This window comes from Buchnera aphidicola (Sitobion avenae), assembly GCF_005082585.1.
Taxonomy (GTDB): domain Bacteria; phylum Pseudomonadota; class Gammaproteobacteria; order Enterobacterales; family Enterobacteriaceae; genus Buchnera; species Buchnera aphidicola_Z.
On the sequence record NZ_CP034855.1, the window covers coordinates 459,147 to 475,692 of the forward strand.

Annotated in this window: 12 protein-coding genes; 6 read left to right on the top strand and 6 right to left on the bottom strand. The window is 25.2% G+C overall.

All coding sequences use genetic code 11. From position 1 onward, the window contains the following. Nucleotides 1-7 precede the first annotated feature (7 nt). The 3 genes from cysI to mutS all read right to left on the bottom strand — a co-directional run bounded on the left by cysI (nucleotide 8) and on the right by mutS (nucleotide 6,134). On the bottom strand, nucleotides 8-1,717 hold the full coding sequence (gene cysI, locus D9V77_RS02135) for an assimilatory sulfite reductase (NADPH) hemoprotein subunit (RefSeq protein WP_158338627.1): 1,710 nt from the start codon (nucleotides 1,715-1,717) through the stop codon (nucleotides 8-10). Then, nucleotides 1,717-3,522: an assimilatory sulfite reductase (NADPH) flavoprotein subunit gene (locus D9V77_RS02140; protein WP_158338629.1), complete on the bottom strand. Its 1,806-nt coding sequence runs from the start codon at nucleotides 3,520-3,522 to the stop codon at nucleotides 1,717-1,719. Before D9V77_RS02140 ends, cysI begins: the two co-directional genes overlap by 1 nt. A 197-nt stretch (nucleotides 3,523-3,719) precedes the next feature. Further along, nucleotides 3,720-6,134, bottom strand: coding sequence for a DNA mismatch repair protein MutS (mutS, locus tag D9V77_RS02145; RefSeq protein ID WP_158338631.1), 2,415 nt, complete (start codon nucleotides 6,132-6,134; stop codon nucleotides 3,720-3,722). 133 nt (nucleotides 6,135-6,267) lie between these two features. Here mutS and D9V77_RS02150 point away from each other — a divergent pair, with 133 nt between their 5' ends. Together D9V77_RS02150 and D9V77_RS02155 are read left to right on the top strand one after the other, a co-directional pair. Further along, a complete protein-coding gene (locus D9V77_RS02150) occupies nucleotides 6,268-6,897 on the top strand; it encodes a DsbA family protein (protein WP_158338633.1) in 630 nt (209 codons plus the stop codon). A 136-nt stretch (nucleotides 6,898-7,033) separates the two neighbouring features. Then, nucleotides 7,034-7,897 carry a 5'-3' exonuclease gene (locus D9V77_RS02155; RefSeq protein ID WP_158338978.1) on the top strand — a complete coding sequence of 288 codons (864 nt, stop codon included), beginning with the start codon at nucleotides 7,034-7,036 and terminating at the stop codon, nucleotides 7,895-7,897. Nucleotides 7,898-7,924: 27 nt separating this feature from the next. Here the strand turns inward: D9V77_RS02155 and yihA are convergent, their stop codons facing one another. Next, complete coding sequence (gene yihA / locus D9V77_RS02160; RefSeq protein WP_158338635.1) at nucleotides 7,925-8,542, bottom strand: ribosome biogenesis GTP-binding protein YihA/YsxC; 618 nt, start codon at nucleotides 8,540-8,542, stop codon at nucleotides 7,925-7,927. Between the two features lie 189 nt (nucleotides 8,543-8,731). On the opposite strand from yihA, the gene typA reads away from it, so the two are divergent. Further along, on the top strand, nucleotides 8,732-10,558 hold the full coding sequence (gene typA, locus D9V77_RS02165; protein WP_158338637.1) for a translational GTPase TypA: 1,827 nt from the start codon (nucleotides 8,732-8,734) through the stop codon (nucleotides 10,556-10,558). Nucleotides 10,559-10,659: 101 nt separating this feature from the next. Here typA and gmk read toward each other — a convergent pair whose 3' ends face one another. Continuing rightward, nucleotides 10,660-11,283, bottom strand: coding sequence for a guanylate kinase (gene gmk / locus D9V77_RS02170; RefSeq protein ID WP_158338639.1), 624 nt, complete (start codon nucleotides 11,281-11,283; stop codon nucleotides 10,660-10,662). 117 nt (nucleotides 11,284-11,400) lie between these two features. Then, nucleotides 11,401-12,360, bottom strand: coding sequence for a tRNA-modifying protein YgfZ (gene ygfZ / locus D9V77_RS02175; RefSeq protein ID WP_158338641.1), 960 nt, complete (start codon nucleotides 12,358-12,360; stop codon nucleotides 11,401-11,403). 173 nt (nucleotides 12,361-12,533) lie between these two features. On the opposite strand from ygfZ, the gene prfB reads away from it, so the two are divergent. The 3 genes from prfB to lysA all read left to right on the top strand — a co-directional run bounded on the left by prfB (nucleotide 12,534) and on the right by lysA (nucleotide 16,483). Next, nucleotides 12,534-13,632 (top strand): peptide chain release factor 2 gene (gene prfB, locus D9V77_RS02180; protein WP_158338643.1). Its coding sequence is split into 2 segments (ribosomal slippage): nucleotides 12,534-12,608 and nucleotides 12,610-13,632, totalling 1,098 coding nucleotides; the frame shifts between segments, so codons are not numbered across the junction. A gap of 9 nt (nucleotides 13,633-13,641) precedes the next feature. Next, a complete protein-coding gene (gene lysS / locus D9V77_RS02185; protein ID WP_158338645.1) occupies nucleotides 13,642-15,162 on the top strand; it encodes a lysine--tRNA ligase in 1,521 nt (506 codons plus the stop codon). Nucleotides 15,163-15,235: 73 nt separating this feature from the next. Next, nucleotides 15,236-16,483: a diaminopimelate decarboxylase gene (lysA, locus tag D9V77_RS02190; RefSeq protein ID WP_158338647.1), complete on the top strand. Its 1,248-nt coding sequence runs from the start codon at nucleotides 15,236-15,238 to the stop codon at nucleotides 16,481-16,483. The last annotated feature ends 63 nt before the right edge of the window (nucleotides 16,484-16,546 follow it).

The following is a 16,546-nucleotide window of genomic DNA, read 5'->3' on the forward strand; positions in this document are numbered from 1 at the left end:
CTCCATACTAGCTCCAAAAATCATGAATAGGATTAACAATTTCTTTAACAAAATTTTTTCTAATAACGAAATCTCCGAAATCTTCTTTTTTATTACGTTCAATAGACCAAGTTTTAATTAAATAATTTAAATGAATTAATATTTCTTTTTCAGTAATATTCTCTTTATAAATTTTTGGAATGCGATTTCCTATTTGATTTCCTCCTATATATAGATTGTATCTACCAATAGATTTTCCAATTAAACCAATTTCAGCTAATAAAGTTCTTCCACAACCATTAGGACAACCAGAAATGCGGAAAATTATTATCTCATGTTCTAAACCATATTTTAACATGATACTTTCTAATTGAGTAATAAAAAAAGATAATATACGTTCTGCTTCTGCCATTGCTAAAGGACAAGTAGGAAATGATACGCATGCCATGGAATTTTTACGCACATTGCTTATTTTATTCATTAGTCCATATGATATAGCTATTTTTTCTATTTTATTCTTATTTTCTTCAGATATTTCAGAAATAATTATATTTTGATTTGATGTAATTCTAAAATTACCCTCATGAATTTCTGCTATTTTTAAAAGTCCAGATTTTAATAATTGATCATTACTATCATATATGCGTCCATTCTGAATAAATAATGTTAGACTCCAACTTTTATTAATATTTTTAATCCAACCAAATCTATCTCCTCTACTAATAAAATTATAATCACGAATTGGTTCAAAAGATATTTTCGCTCGTTTTTCGATTTCTTTTTTAAATACATTTAAACCAAAATTATTTATAGTATATCTGGTTTTTGCATTTGCACGATCAGTACGATTTCCCCAATCTCTTTGAGTAGTCACTATAGCTTCAGCAATAGATAAAGTATTTTCTACAGAAATATATCCTATTTCTGTTGCAAGAAATGGCCATGTATTTTTATTTCCATGAATAAAAGATAATCCACCACCAATTAAAACATTAAAACCAATAATTTTTTGATTTTCTACAATGGCAATAAAATTCATATCATTTGCATATAAATCTACATCATTATATGGTGGAATTACTACTGTTGTTTTAAACTTTCTTGGTAAATACGTCTTTCCTAATATAGGTTCGTTATCTGTTGTAATAATTTTTTTTTTATCCAACCAAATTTCTGCATATGCTTTAGTATGTGGTAATAAAAAATTTGAAATTTTTTTAGCCCATTCATATCCTTCTTGATGAATTAAAGATTCCATCGGATTTGATGTGCAAAGTACATTTCTGTTTACATCATTAGCAGTAGCTAATGAATCTAATCCTATATCATGTAACATTTTATGCACATCTTTTAATTTTTTTTTTAAAATTCCATGAAATTGAAAAGTTTGACGATTAGTTAATCGAATTGTTCTATATAATGTATATTTACCAGCAAAGTAATCAATTTTTAACCATTTTTTTGCTTGAATAATCCCTCCAGGTAATCGACAACGTAACATCATTGCATAACGTGGTTCTAACTTTTGTTCATGACGTTCTATACGCAAATCACGATCATCTTGCTGATACATACCATGAAATCGAATAAGAGAAAAATTATCCCCACTAAAACCATTAGTAATTTCATTTTTTAAATCATCGACAATTGTACCTCGAAGATAATTACTATTTTCTTTAATACGTTCTGCATCAGTTAATTTTTTTTCTATAACTATTTTTTTATAGTTTTTTTTCATTAATAGATATCTCTTTTATAACGTTTATTCAAACGAAGATTGTTCAAAAATTCACAGGCATCTTCAAAATTCAAACTACCATTTTCACTAATAATATCTAATAATGTTTTTTCAACATCCTTAGCCATGTTAGAAGCATTTCCACAAACATATATTTGCGCTCCTTCTTCTATCCAAGACCATATTTCTTTTCCATTTTCTCTTATTCTATCTTGTACATATACTTTATGTTCTTCATCTTGTGACCAAGCTAAATGCATATTAGTAATAAGTCCTTTTTTTATGTATCGTTGCCATTCTAATTGATATAAAAAATCTTCAGTAAAGTGAGGATTTCCAAAAAAAATCCAATTTTTTCCCTTAGAACCATCATTATCTCTTTGTTGCATAAAAGAACGAAACGGAGCAATTCCTGTTCCTGCACCAATCATTATTATTGGCGTATTTTGATCAGTAGGCAATCGAAAATTATTATTAGATTCAATAAAAATTTTTATCATATCATCAGGTTTTAAAGATTGCGTAAGATAACTAGAAGCTCCTCCTAAATATAAACAACCAGAAATTAATTTTTTTACAACTCCAACTGTAATATGAATTTCATTATCTATTTCTTGTTGTGAGGAAGAAATAGAATATAATCTAGGTGTTAATGGACGAAGCAGACTAATTAATTGTTCAGAAGATAACTTTGATGGATGATCAGTTATCATTTTAATTAAAGGAGTTTGAACAGTATAACTTTGCAAATTAGAATTATCAGATATAATATTTTTTAAAAATTTATTCTCAGTAAGAATCGCATAATTTTTCACAATATTTTTAGTGTTCGTTGTTAATTCAAAATTATTTTTTAAAGCTTCAAAAATTGTAAGAATATTATCTTTAATTTTAATTTTATCAGATGAATTGATAGAAAGTAATTCTAATATATTTCTTACTAAATTAGTATCATTTTTATACCAAACACCAAGCGCATCACCAGGTTCATAATTAATATCAATATTACTAATATCAATTTCAATATGATGAATATCTTTTTTAGAATTGCGTCCAGTAATTTTTTGGTTCGTTAACACAACAGCTTGAGCAGGATTTTTTTTTGTATAATAACTTTTTGAAATGATAACTTTTTTTTCTTGTTCTAATAATGATGAAGAAGATTTGTAATCTTTATTATTATGATCAATAGATCGCAATAATTCTTGAGACCATTGATAATAATTTTCCTCATACTCAATATCAGAATCAAATCGATTTAATAAAGAACGCGCACCTAGCTCTTTAAATCTTTTATCAAAATCTTTTCCTGCTTGACAAAATAAATTATAGGATGTATCCCCTAATCCAAATATACTATAATATAAATTATTTAGATTCGGAGCGTTTTTTGACATTATAAATTTATATAAGGATAATGCTTCTTCTGGAGGTTCACCTTCGCCTTGAGTTGAAATAATCAATATTAATATTTTTTCATTTTTAATTTTTTTAAATTGATAATCAATTGCATTAATTAAACGAGTTGTTTTATTGTTTTTATTAAAAAACTTATAAAGACGTTCAGATAACAGTTTTGCATTCCCAGTTTGAGAAGCTGAAACAATAGTAATAATTTGATTGTTTTTATTTGATTCATCTATTTTGAGAGAAACACTATTAGATTTTTGATTTGCAACTTTCCAAAAATAACCTGATAACCAAGCACTTTGAATATTAGTACAAGTACTTTCAAGTTTTTTTACATTATTTAATTGTTCTGGGCTTAATGGGAGTAAAAGATCAAACATATTTTGATTTTTCATTGTACTAAACATCCAAATTGTATTGCATTAAAAACCTAATATTATAAATATTATAAATAGAATATAATTTACAGAAAATATTAATATTACGCTACTATCTAATAACAAAATTAAGATTTTATATAAAAATATTTACTTTAAAATACAAAATAAATTATTTATATTATTTTGTAAAAAAATACACTTGTTATAAAACATTATATATTCTCTATTTCTATCAATTTTATTTTTGCATTTTCTATAACACTCTCTGGTAATCCAGATAGTGAAGCCACTGATATACCATAACTTTTTTTTGATACACCATTTTTTATTTTATATAGAAAAGCAATATGTAAATTACTCTCAATAGCAGTAAAATGAAAATTTTTTACAAATTTTTCTATTGATTCTAATTTTGTTAACTCAAAAAAATGTGTGGACAACAACGTCATGGATTTATTTATATTTATTAAATGTCTAGAACATGACCAAGCTAAAGACAACCCCTCATTAGTTGAAGTCCCTCTTCCTAGTTCATCAATTAAAACTAAACTATTAGATGTTGCATTATGAAGAATATTAGATATTTCTGTCATTTCCATCATAAATGTTGAACATCCATTGCTTAAATCATCTGCAGAACCAATCCTTGTAAAAATCTTATCAATCGAACCTATTAATGCATATTTAGCAGGAACAAAACTTCCTATACAAGACATTATAACAATAAGAGCAATTTGACGCATATAAGTACTTTTTCCACCCATATTTGGACCAGTTATAATAAGCATTCTTTGTTTTTTTGACAATACAACAGAATTACTTATAAACGGTGTCTTTAAAAAAGACTCTACAACTGGATGACGACTTTCTAATAAAGAAATACCATATTTTTTACTCATAATAGGACGAACATAATTTAAAGATATAGAACGTTCAGATAAATTTACCAATACATCTAATTCTGATAATGCTAATGCACTATCTTGTAATTTCTCCAAAAAAGGTTCTATAATATTAAAAAGATCTTCATATATTTTTTTTTCTAGGCATAAAGATTGAATTTCTGAAGTTGAAACTTTTTGCTCATATTCTTTTAATAAAGGAATACTATAACGTTCTGTATTTTTTAATGTTTGTATTCTTGTATAATGTTGAGGAATTAAATGAATATGACGTTTGCTGACCTGAATATAATAACCAATAATTTTATTAAATCTAATTTTAAATGATTCGATCATTAATTTTCTTTTTTCTTCACTTTCAAAATTTTTAATATATTCTTTAGAATTTTTTTTAATCGAACGAAGAGTATCCAATTGATCATTATAAAATGAAGCTATTACACCTCCATCTCGAATAGAAACAGATGGTTTTAAACTAATAGCTTTTTTCAATAAAAATAAAATTTCTTTAAAAGATCCAATAGATACACGTATTTTTTTAATATGTTTACATTTAATATTTTTTAAAATTAAATGTAAATTAGGTAAAATTTCTAATGTAGCACGCATTCGTACAAAATCATAAGGGGAAGCAGTACGTAAAGATAAACGAGAATAAATTCTTTCTAGATCATTAACTTGACGAAGAATAGGTTGTAATTCTTTATAAAAAGATTGTAAAATACTTACACTTTCATGACGATTTTTAACTATATTAAAATTTTTTAGAGGAGAATTTAACCACCGATTCAACATTCTACTGCCCATAGATGTAACAGTTTTGTTTAATATTGAAGATAAGGTATTTTTTTTTTCTCCTGAAATATTTTGAGTAATTTCTAAACTTCTACGTGTATTAAAATTCATTAGAATATTATCTTTCATATAATTGTATTTTAATTCACGAATGTTAGGCAGAATAGTCATGTGCATTGATTTTACATATTGCAGTAAACAACCAGCAGGGCGAATTACAAAATTATTTTTTTCTATACCAAAACCATTTAGACTATAAGTATTAAATTGCAAGTTAAGTGACTTGTATGATACATCTAAATCAAATTCTAATAATGAGCGCTTGCGAATACATCTTCTGTGTTCAATTAAAAACATATCTGAAAAATTTTCTGGATAAAGTATTTCTTTAGGGTTTGTGCGTTCAATTTCTGCTAGAAAATCACTAACATGAAAAATTTTAGATACGCCAAAAAAACCTAAGGAAATATCTAAAATAGAATATCCAAATTGATTATTTTCCTTCCAAATAGCTGCTATAAAGTTATCTTCATTTTCATGAAGAAATGCTTCATCTGTAATAGTTCCAGGCGTAATTATTCGAATTACTTTACGAGAAATTAATTTATTTTTATAATTAGAAGAACCTTTTTTTTGATCACATATAGCAATAGATTCACCTAATTTTACGAGTTTGGATAAATAATATTCTGATTTATGACATGGTACTCCTGCCATTGGCACTACTTTGTTATTTGAATACCCTTTTTTTGTCAAAGTAATTTTTAATAATTCAGAAACACGTTCTGCATCTTTATAAAACAACTCATAAAAATCACCCATTTGATAAAAAAGTAACATATCAGGATACTGTGATTTTAAAGATAAATACTGTTTTATCATTGGCGTATGGTTGTTTATGTTACCATTAATATTTGTTTTTTTTTTCATAGTATAAAATTCACATTTCTCTACATCTATGATTCATAATGTTAAAAACTATAAAACATATAAAAAATAGTATTTTATAGATTATTTTGATTGTGTAAAAATTAATAACAAAAAATAAAATTAGGTGCTCTAAATGAAAAAAATATTAATTATTTTATGGATTTTCATATTCTCTTGCAATGTTTTTGCTTGTGAATTTAATAATGGAAAAGAATATACTATAAAACATAAAATTATATCTAATATACCTGATATAATAGAATTTTTTTCATTTTTTTGTCCATATTGTTATGAGTTTGAAAAAACACATAACACCAGATATTTAATAAAAAAAAATATTAAAAAAAACATGAATATTCAAAAATATCATGTCAATTTTTTAGGAGGGAAGTTAAGCTCTATTTTAACAAAATCTTGGATAATAGCACAACAAATGGGAATTGAAGAAAAAATTATTTTGCCTATTTTTCAAGGAATTCAAGATACTCATACAATTAATAACATTGATAGCATAAAAAAAATTTTTAAAAAAGAAGCTGGAACAAGTGAACATCAATTTAACAGTTTTTGGAATAGTCTGACACTTAAAATACTACTTCAAAAACAAGAAAAAGATATTCAAAAATCTAATTTAGATCATATTCCAACAATGCTGATTAATGGAAAGTATGTAATTGACTATTCAAATATAGAAGAAATATTCAAATATCATTTTTCTAAAAAATATATCAAATTAATTCAATTCTTAATAAATAAAAAATAAAAATTTTTATTTATTTTATTCAAGCATATTAAAATATATAATTAATATCAATTGATATTAATCAATCAATTGTTATTAATAAATCGATTTTAATAAAAAAATGAATGAAATAAAAAAAATGAATGAAATAAAAAAAATGAATGAAATAAAAAATCACCCTGTTATTATAATAGATGGAAGTTTATATTTATATTCATCTTATTATGGATTCCGTGAATTTCAACATACTTCAGGACAATCATGTGGCGCAATATATGGCATGTTAAAAATGATCGATAATATCTTTAAAAAATATAAACACTCTGAAAAATTCATTATTGTATTTGATTCATCTCAAAAAACATTTAGAAAAAAACTATTTAAGGAATATAAAAACAATAGAATGCCGATGCCTAATGCACTATGTATGCAAATTCAACCTCTTTTTAGAATACTGAAAAAAATTGGTATTAAAGTTTTAACTATTCCAGGAATAGAAGCAGATGATATTATTGGTAGTTTAGCGTATAAATTAGAAAATATAGGAGAAAAAATATTAATTATAAGTCATGATAAAGACATGCTTCAACTTGTTACCAAAAATATTAATATATTCAATAAAAAAGATAATCGTATTATAACACCAGAAGTAATAAAAGAAAAATATGGTATTGCACCTAAGGAATTCATTGATTTGTTGGCTTTGGTGGGAGATGTCTCTGACAATATCCCAGGAATTCCAAAAATTGGCATAAAAACTGCGTTATTTTTATTAAATAACTTTTCTAATATTAAAAATATTTATAATAATATTGAAAAAATACAATTCTTGCCATTACGCAATGCCAAAAATATTGCAATTGAGCTAAAAAATAATAAAAAAACAGCTTTTCTTTCATATGAATTAGCAAAAATAAAATTAAATATTTCTATTGATGTAAATTTAAATGAAATGATCATAAAAAAATATTGTTCTAAAAAGACATTTCGTGTTTTTCATAAGTATATTTCAAGTTTTTAATGAATATTTGTTATTATGTAGATATCATTATTTATTTAAAATAATATATTCATTATACCATTGATCTAGAATTGATTTGAATTTTTGAACACCAATTTTTTTGTACGATGAAAACAATATGACTTTAAAAAAAACTAAATACATATTTAATTTTTCAGATACCATATTGACTTGAACATTTTGTTGTCTGATTTTCATTTTATCGCATTTAGTCAAAAGGACCAAGAGAAAAACTTTTTTATATGAGGCTATAGTGATTATTTTTTGATCAAGTTTTTTCAATGGATATCTAATATCCATCAGACATACAAAAATTTTTACTTGATCTCGTTTTTCTAAATAATTATATATTGTTTTTTGCCATTTTTCTCTAATCAACAAGGGTGCTTTAGTATAACCGTATCCAGGTAAGTCAACTATTCTTAAACCAGAAACTACTTCAAAAAAATTAATTAATTGAGTTCTACCAGGAGTTTTGCTAAAACGAGCCAATTTTTTTTGATTTGTTAATGTATTAATAGCACTAGATTTTCCAGAATTAGAATAACCAACGAATGCAATTTCAACACCGTCTTGAATTTCTATATCAGTTATTTTTGCATAACTTTTTAAAAAATGTGTTTTATTATAATTTAATGAGTTCAAAAATTAATCCTATTTTTTAAAATTATCAAAGAATTATTAAAAAAATCTTTTTTATAAAAAAAGTATTTTTTTATACATGTTTGTAACATGTAATATATACACGTTATTTCCTCAAAAATGAATCTCGTCTTGTTATTCTATCTAAAACTAGTCTCGAATACATCTATTTATTATTTTAAAGGAAGAAAAATGCATAAGAGTATAAGAAATATTGCAATTATAGCACATGTTGATCATGGAAAAACTACATTACTTGACAAACTTTTACAACAATCAGGTACATTTGAAAAACATGAAGAAAAAACTGAAAGAATTATGGATTCTAATGATTTAGAAAAAGAACGAGGTATTACAATTTTATCTAAAAATACTTCTATAAAATGGAAGAATTATAAAATAAACATAGTAGATACTCCTGGTCATGCCGATTTTGGTGGTGAAGTAGAACGTGTAATGTCTATGGTAGATTCAGTGCTTTTAGTAGTAGACGCCTTAGATGGGCCAATGCCGCAAACACGATTTGTTACTAAAAAAGCATTTAAATATGGTTTAAATCCTATAGTTGTTATTAATAAAATTGATAGAATTAATTCTCGTCCTGATTGGGTGGTAGATCAAGTTTTTGATCTTTTTGTTAACCTTGATGCAAATGATCAACAGCTTGATTTCCCTATTATTTACACGTCTGCTGTGCTTGGAACTTCAGGAACAGATTATCTAAACATGCAAAAAAATATGATTTCACTATATGAAGCTATTATTAAATATGCTCCTGCTCCTACTGTTAATCCTAATCAAAAATTTCAGATGCAAATTTCACAACTTGATTATAATAATTATCTAGGAGTAATCGGGGTAGGTCGCATTAAACAAGGATCTATAAAACCTAATGATCAAGTAACTGTTATTAATAGTTTTGGAGAAAAACGTAATGGGAAAATTAATAAAGTTTTAAATTATTTTGGATTAAAAAGAATGGAGATCAATCAAGGATATGCTGGTGATATAATCGCTATTTCAGGTCTTAATCAATTAAAAATTTCTGATACAATTTGTCATCCAGATAATTTACAATCTTTACCAGTATTAAGTATAGATGAACCTACAGTAAACATGTTTTTTTCAGTAAATACTTCGCCTTTTTCAGGAAAAGAGGGAAAGTATGTCACATCTCGCCAAATTTTAGAAAGACTAGAAAAAGAAACTATGCACAATGTAGCTTTACAAATAAAAGAAACAAAAGATGCAAATATTTTCTCTGTTTCTGGACGTGGTGAATTACATTTATCAATTTTAATTGAAAATATGCGTCGTGAAGGATTCGAGTTAGAAGTTTCTCGTCCAAAAATTATTTTTCGCGAAATTAATGGCGTTAAAAAAGAACCATTTGAAAATGTAATTTTAGATATCGAAGAAAAAAATCAAGGCAGCGTTATGCAGTTTATAGGCGCAAGAAAAGGTGATCTAAAAAATATAATTCCTGATTCGAAAGGCAGAGTTAGACTTGAATACATATTATCTAGCAGAGTATTAATCGGTTTTCGTACAGAATTTATGAGTATAACTTCTGGAACAGGACTTTATTATTCATCTTTCAGTCACTATGATAATATTCAAGATAATAACATTGGACAGAGAAAAAATGGAGTTTTAATATCTAATAGTACAGGAATGGCAGTTGGATTTGCTTTATTTAATCTGCAAGAAAGAGGAAAATTATTTATAGGACATGGCGCTCAAGTATATGAAGGACAAATAATAGGACTTCATAATCGTTCTAATGATTTAACAGTGAATTGCTTAACTGGAAAAAAATTAACTAATATGAGAGCTTCTGGGACAGATGAAGCAATAGTTTTAACAACATCCATTAATATGACATTAGAAGAAGCACTAGGATTTATTAATGATGACGAATTGGTAGAAGTTACACCTAATTCTATAAGATTACGCAAAACCTATTTAAAAGAAAACGAAAGAAAAAGAGCTAATCGTAAAAAAATTGATTTAAAATAAGACAAACAAAAAACACTCAATATTATTTTTTTAATTATATAATTCTATTTATTCAATAGAATTATATAAAATATTTTTACATTATTCAATATTCTCTTAAATTAGCGTTTTAACAAATTAGAAATTAATAAGTTGTACTTATTTTTTTGATGAAATAAACACAAATGTTCAGCAGTAATAATGGTTATTAAATCATTTACTGCTTTTTTAAAATCATCATTAATTATGAGATAATCATATTCTGAATAATGCTGCATTTCATCTACTGCTTTTTCCATTCTATGCGCAATAACTAAATCACTATCTTGACCTCTTTCTCTCAATCTTTTATATAATACATCTTTAGATGGTGGTAATAAAAAAATACTTTTTGATTCTGGCATTTTACATTTAATTTGTTTAGCTCCTTGCCAATCAATATCAAGAAAAACATCAGTTCCAGAAAATAACATTTCTTCGATAGATTGACGTGAAGTTCCATAATAATTACTGAAAACTTTTGCATGTTCTAAAAAAGATTTTTTTTTAACCATAATTTGAAATTCTTTTTTTGATACAAAATGATAATGTTTCCCGTGTAATTCACCAGGTCGTATAATTCTCGTAGTATGAGAAATAGATACTTGAATGTTATATAAAGTTTTTGACTTTAATAATCCTTCAATTAAACTTGATTTTCCTGTTCCACTTGGAGCTGAAATAATAAAAAGAATACCTTGAGACATAATATATTAAAAAATAGTTTTGGCTAAAATTTTATAAAAAATAAATATTTTTCTTTATAAAAAAAATAAATCCTGTTTTAAAAAAACAAAATATAAATAAAAAATAATTACTATTATCTATTTTTTTATGAAAAAGATATTTCTGAATCCACATATTCTAAATAAATTATTTATATTTATAGATTTATATAAAACTACTTGAATATAAATTTCTTCAAATTTAACATGAACAATAGATAACAAAACGCCAATTTTAGACCATTGACCATCTATTTGTGTTTCAATAAATGAACCTATTTCAGGAAAAATATTCCCTTTACTGATCAAATAACATAAATAATATTTATTTGTTTTTTTAAAAAATATTCGCGCTATTGTTTCTTGTCCATAATAACATCCTTTTTTAAAGCTTATAGCTTTAAGCTTATCTAAATTAATTGCTTGTGGTGTGAATCTTTTAGAACATGTTTTATCAATAATAGGAAATCCGGCTTCAATATCTAACAATAACCATTGCTTGCTATTATTAAAAAATATTTTTTTATTAATTTTTTTTTTAAAAATTAAAAAATCTGCAAAAGATAAAACTAATAAAAATCGTTCAGATGGATCTGAATACCATAATATAGTCGTATTTTCTTCATGCATTACTGGACAATTTTCGCTTGGAATATCAATAAAAAAATTTGATAAAAATGCTCGAGCATCTGATCCTACAATTCCTATTAAACAAATATCATGTAATTCATGAAATTTTATTTTTGAAAAAATAGAATACTTATGCATTTCTCTCATTTGAATTTCAGAAACACTTTTTCTTTGAATATAACCATAACCTTTTTCATAATGAAATAAACGCAAAGTACTCCATACTTTTCCATTAATATTACAATGTGCACAAAGTGCATGATGCGTTTCAAGTAAAAAATTCATATCAATAGTTAATTGATTTTGAAGATATGTTTTACTATCTAGACCTTCTACATAAATTAAAGACCATTCTTCAAGTAATATCATAGTTAATGATAATTCATGTGAGGGATAAACAACATTTTGTAACGATACAAATGATGGCATTATTTTTATTTCCTAATAATACATTTAATGCAAATTATATAAAATCAAAATAAATGTATCTATTGAATTAAATAGATATAATAAAAAATGTATTTTTTAAATATTATTAAAGTATACAAAAAAATTTAAAAATTTTTCAAATTTAATTAAATTAAGAGAAGAAATGTAAAATTATGTTAGAAACAAACACAATAATTAATCAAATAAAAAATCTTAAAAAACGTATAAAAGATCTCAAGAGGTATCTTTGACTATAATGAGAAAAAAATACGGCTTGCAGAAATTAATTTAGAATTATCATCACCTAAAATATGGGAGGAACAAACATCTATTAAAAAACTTAATAAAGAAAAATATTTATTAAATTCTATAATTCAAAATATTAATGAAATCGAACAAAATATAAAAGAAGTAATTATTTTTTTAGAGTTAGCAACAGAAACAGAAGATAATACAATATTAAAAGATTCTTTGATAGAAATGCAAAAAATAGAAAAAAAAATCAAGAAACTTGAATTTTATCGTATGTTTTCAAAAAAATATGACAACTGTAATTGCTATATTGATATACAATCTGGTTCAGGTGGAATAGAAGCACAAGACTGGTCTAAAATGTTACTTAGAATGTACTTGAGATGGACTGATAAAAAAGGATTTGAGACAGAAGTTATCCACGAATCTGTTGGAGACATAGTTGGAATTAAATCCTCTACTATTAAAGTAATCGGAGATTACGCTTTTGGATGGCTAAGAACAGAAACAGGTATACATCGTTTAATTAGAAAAAGCCCTTTTGATTCTGGGAAAAGACGTCATACTTCTTTCAGTTCAGTTTTTATATATCCAGATGTAGATGATAAAATTCGTATAAATATCAATTATTCTGATCTAAGAATTGATGTATACAGAGCATCTGGAGCTGGAGGTCAACATGTAAATCGAACAGAATCAGCTGTACGTATTACTCATTTACCTACAAATATTGTTACTCAATGTCAAAATAATCGTTCTCAACATAAGAATAAAGAACAAGCAATAAAACAAATGAAATCAAAACTATATGAAATACAAATAAGAAAAAAAAATGAGCAAAAACGAGAATTGGAAAAAAATAAATCAGATATCACCTGGGGAAATCAAATACGTTCATACATCTTAGATAATTCAAAAATTAAAGATCTTCGTACTGGCGTTGAAAAAAATCATATTCAATCTGTTTTAGATGGGGATTTAGATGATTTTATTGAACAAAGTTTAATCATGGGATTATAAGGAATACAGATGTTAGAAGTAAAAAATAATAATAATGACGAAAATAATGTTTCTAATAATGAAATTCAAAGAAGAGAAAAAAAACTTATTGATATGAAAAAAAAAGGATTTTCTTTTCCAAATAATTTTAAAAAAAATACGACATCAAAAAACATTCTTCGAAAATATCAAACAAAAGATAATATTGAACTTAAAGTATTAAATATTGAAGTTGCTGTCGCTGGCCGTATGATACAAAGACGTATTATGGGAAAAGCTGCGTTTTTTACGCTACAAGATATGGAAGGAAAAATACAAATTTATATAAATGAAAAACAAATATCATCTGATTTTTATAATTCTCATTTTAAACAATGGGATCTTGGGGATATTTTAGGTGTAATTGGTGTATTATTTAAAACCAAAACGGGAGAGTTGTCTATTCATTGTAAAAATATAGATATACTTAATAAATCATTAAAACCTTTACCAGACAAGTTCCATGGTTTATCTAATCAAGAAACACGTTATCGAAAAAGATATTTAGATCTAATTAGCAATAATAAATTATATGATATTTTTAAAAAGCGTTCTAATATTATTACGACAATTCGAAATTTCATGATACATAATAATTTTTTAGAAGTAGAAACTCCAATGTTACAAAATATTCCTGGAGGAGCAAATGCGCGTCCCTTTATTACTTACCATAATGAAATTAACGATAAAATGTATTTAAGAATTGCTCCTGAATTATATTTAAAAAAATTAATTATTGGTGGTTTTGAACGTATTTTCGAACTTAATAGAAATTTTCGTAATGAAGGAGTATCTGCTCGTCATAATCCAGAATTTACTATGATGGAAGCATATATTGCATACTCTAACTATGAAGATATAATGGTTCTAATAGAAAATATTTTTAAAAAAATTATCGAATCACACTTTAAAAGTAAGAAAATCATATTCCATCAAAATGAATTTGATTTTAGCAAACCATTTCATAGATTAACTATGAAAAATGCTATTCTTAAATTTAATTCAAATATCACTCTATCTGATTTAAATGATTTTAATAAAACCAAAAAATTTGCACAATCTATAGGTATAAAAATAGAAAAAAAATGGGGAAGTGGTGAGATAGAAACTAAAATATTTGAAAAAACAGTAGAAAAAAAATTAATTCAACCAACTTTCATAACGCAATACCCAGTAGAAGTTTCTCCATTAGCAAGACGTAATGATATAAATCCAGATACAACTGATAGATTCGAACTGTTTATTGCTGGATACGAAATAGGAAATGGATTTTCAGAACTAAATGATGTAGAAGATCAGAAAATACGTTTTTTAAATCAAATCAAAAAAGCAAATAAAGAAGAAAATAAAAACATATTTTATGATCAAGATTATATAGAAGCATTAAAATATGGTTTACCACCAACGTCAGGATTTGGAATTGGAATAGATCGTTTAATCATGATACTGACTAATCAAATTAGTATTCGTGATGTAATTTTATTTCCGACACTTCGTTCTTTTAAAAAATAATTTTATTAATTAATAATTTGCATTTTAAAAGATATATAAAAAAAAATATTTTTAAAATTTAATGAGATATAAAATGCCAAGTCTTTTAAATAACACTGAAAACAATCTCAATGAAAACACAATTAAAAATTTAATACAAAAATATCAACCTCCATTTTGGATTTACGACGCTGAAATTATTTACAATAAAATCAAATTATTAAAAATGTTTGACATTATTAGATTTGCTCAAAAATCTTGTTCAAATATTAATATATTACGCTTAATGAAAAACGAAAATCTAAAAATAGACGCTGTTTCATTAGGTGAAATTGAAAGAGCTTTATTATCTGGATTCAAACCAAACACAAATGAAATAATTTTTACTGCAGATATTTTAGATCAAGAAACTTTATGTAAAGTAGTTAATTTTAAAATACCAGTCAATGCCGGCTCTTTGGACATGTTAGAACAATTAGGGAAAATTTCACCAGGACACCATGTTTGGTTAAGAATTAATCCAAAATTTGGATATGGACATAGTAAAAAAACTAATACTGGAGGAGAAAACAGCAAACATGGTATTTGGGAGCCAGAAATGGCAATCCCAATTATAAAAAAATATCAATTAAAATTAATAGGTTTACATATGCATATAGGTTCAGGAGTTAACTATTTACATTTAAAGAAAGTTTGTCAATCTATGATTCAATATGCTTTTCAATTGAATCAAAAAATATCATCTATTTCTGTTGGCGGAGGTTTGCCTATACCCTATAAGTTCAATGATGAACCTATTGATATCAATAAATACTTTTCTTTATGGGATCTAGCAAGAAAAAAAATTTCTAAATTTTTAGGAAAAAAAATTCAATTAGAAATTGAACCTGGAAGATTTCTTGTTGCAGAATCAGGAGTTTTAATTTCAAGAGTATGGGCTACAAAAAAAATGGGCGATAAATATTTTGTTTTAGTAGATGTTGGATTTAATGATTTAATGAGACCAACTATGTATGGCAGTTACCATCATATATCCGTTATTACTGGAGATAATAGAATTCTTAACGAAAAAGAAATAATTGATACTGTTGTTGCAGGTCCTTTATGTGAATCAGGAGATATTTTTACACAAAAAGAAGGTGGAACCGTCCAAACCAGAAAATTGCCGATTATAAAAATAGGAGACTATTTAATTTTTCATGATACAGGAGCTTATGGTGCTTCAATGTCATCTAATTATAATACAAGACCACTTATTCCAGAAATATTACTAAAAAATAACAGTTCTATTATTATTCGAAGACGTCAAACAATTGAAGAATTGTTAAGTTTAGAAAAATAATATTTTTTTAATAATTTACTAAAATAAAAAAATATTTTCTTTAATTAAGGATATCATCTAAAA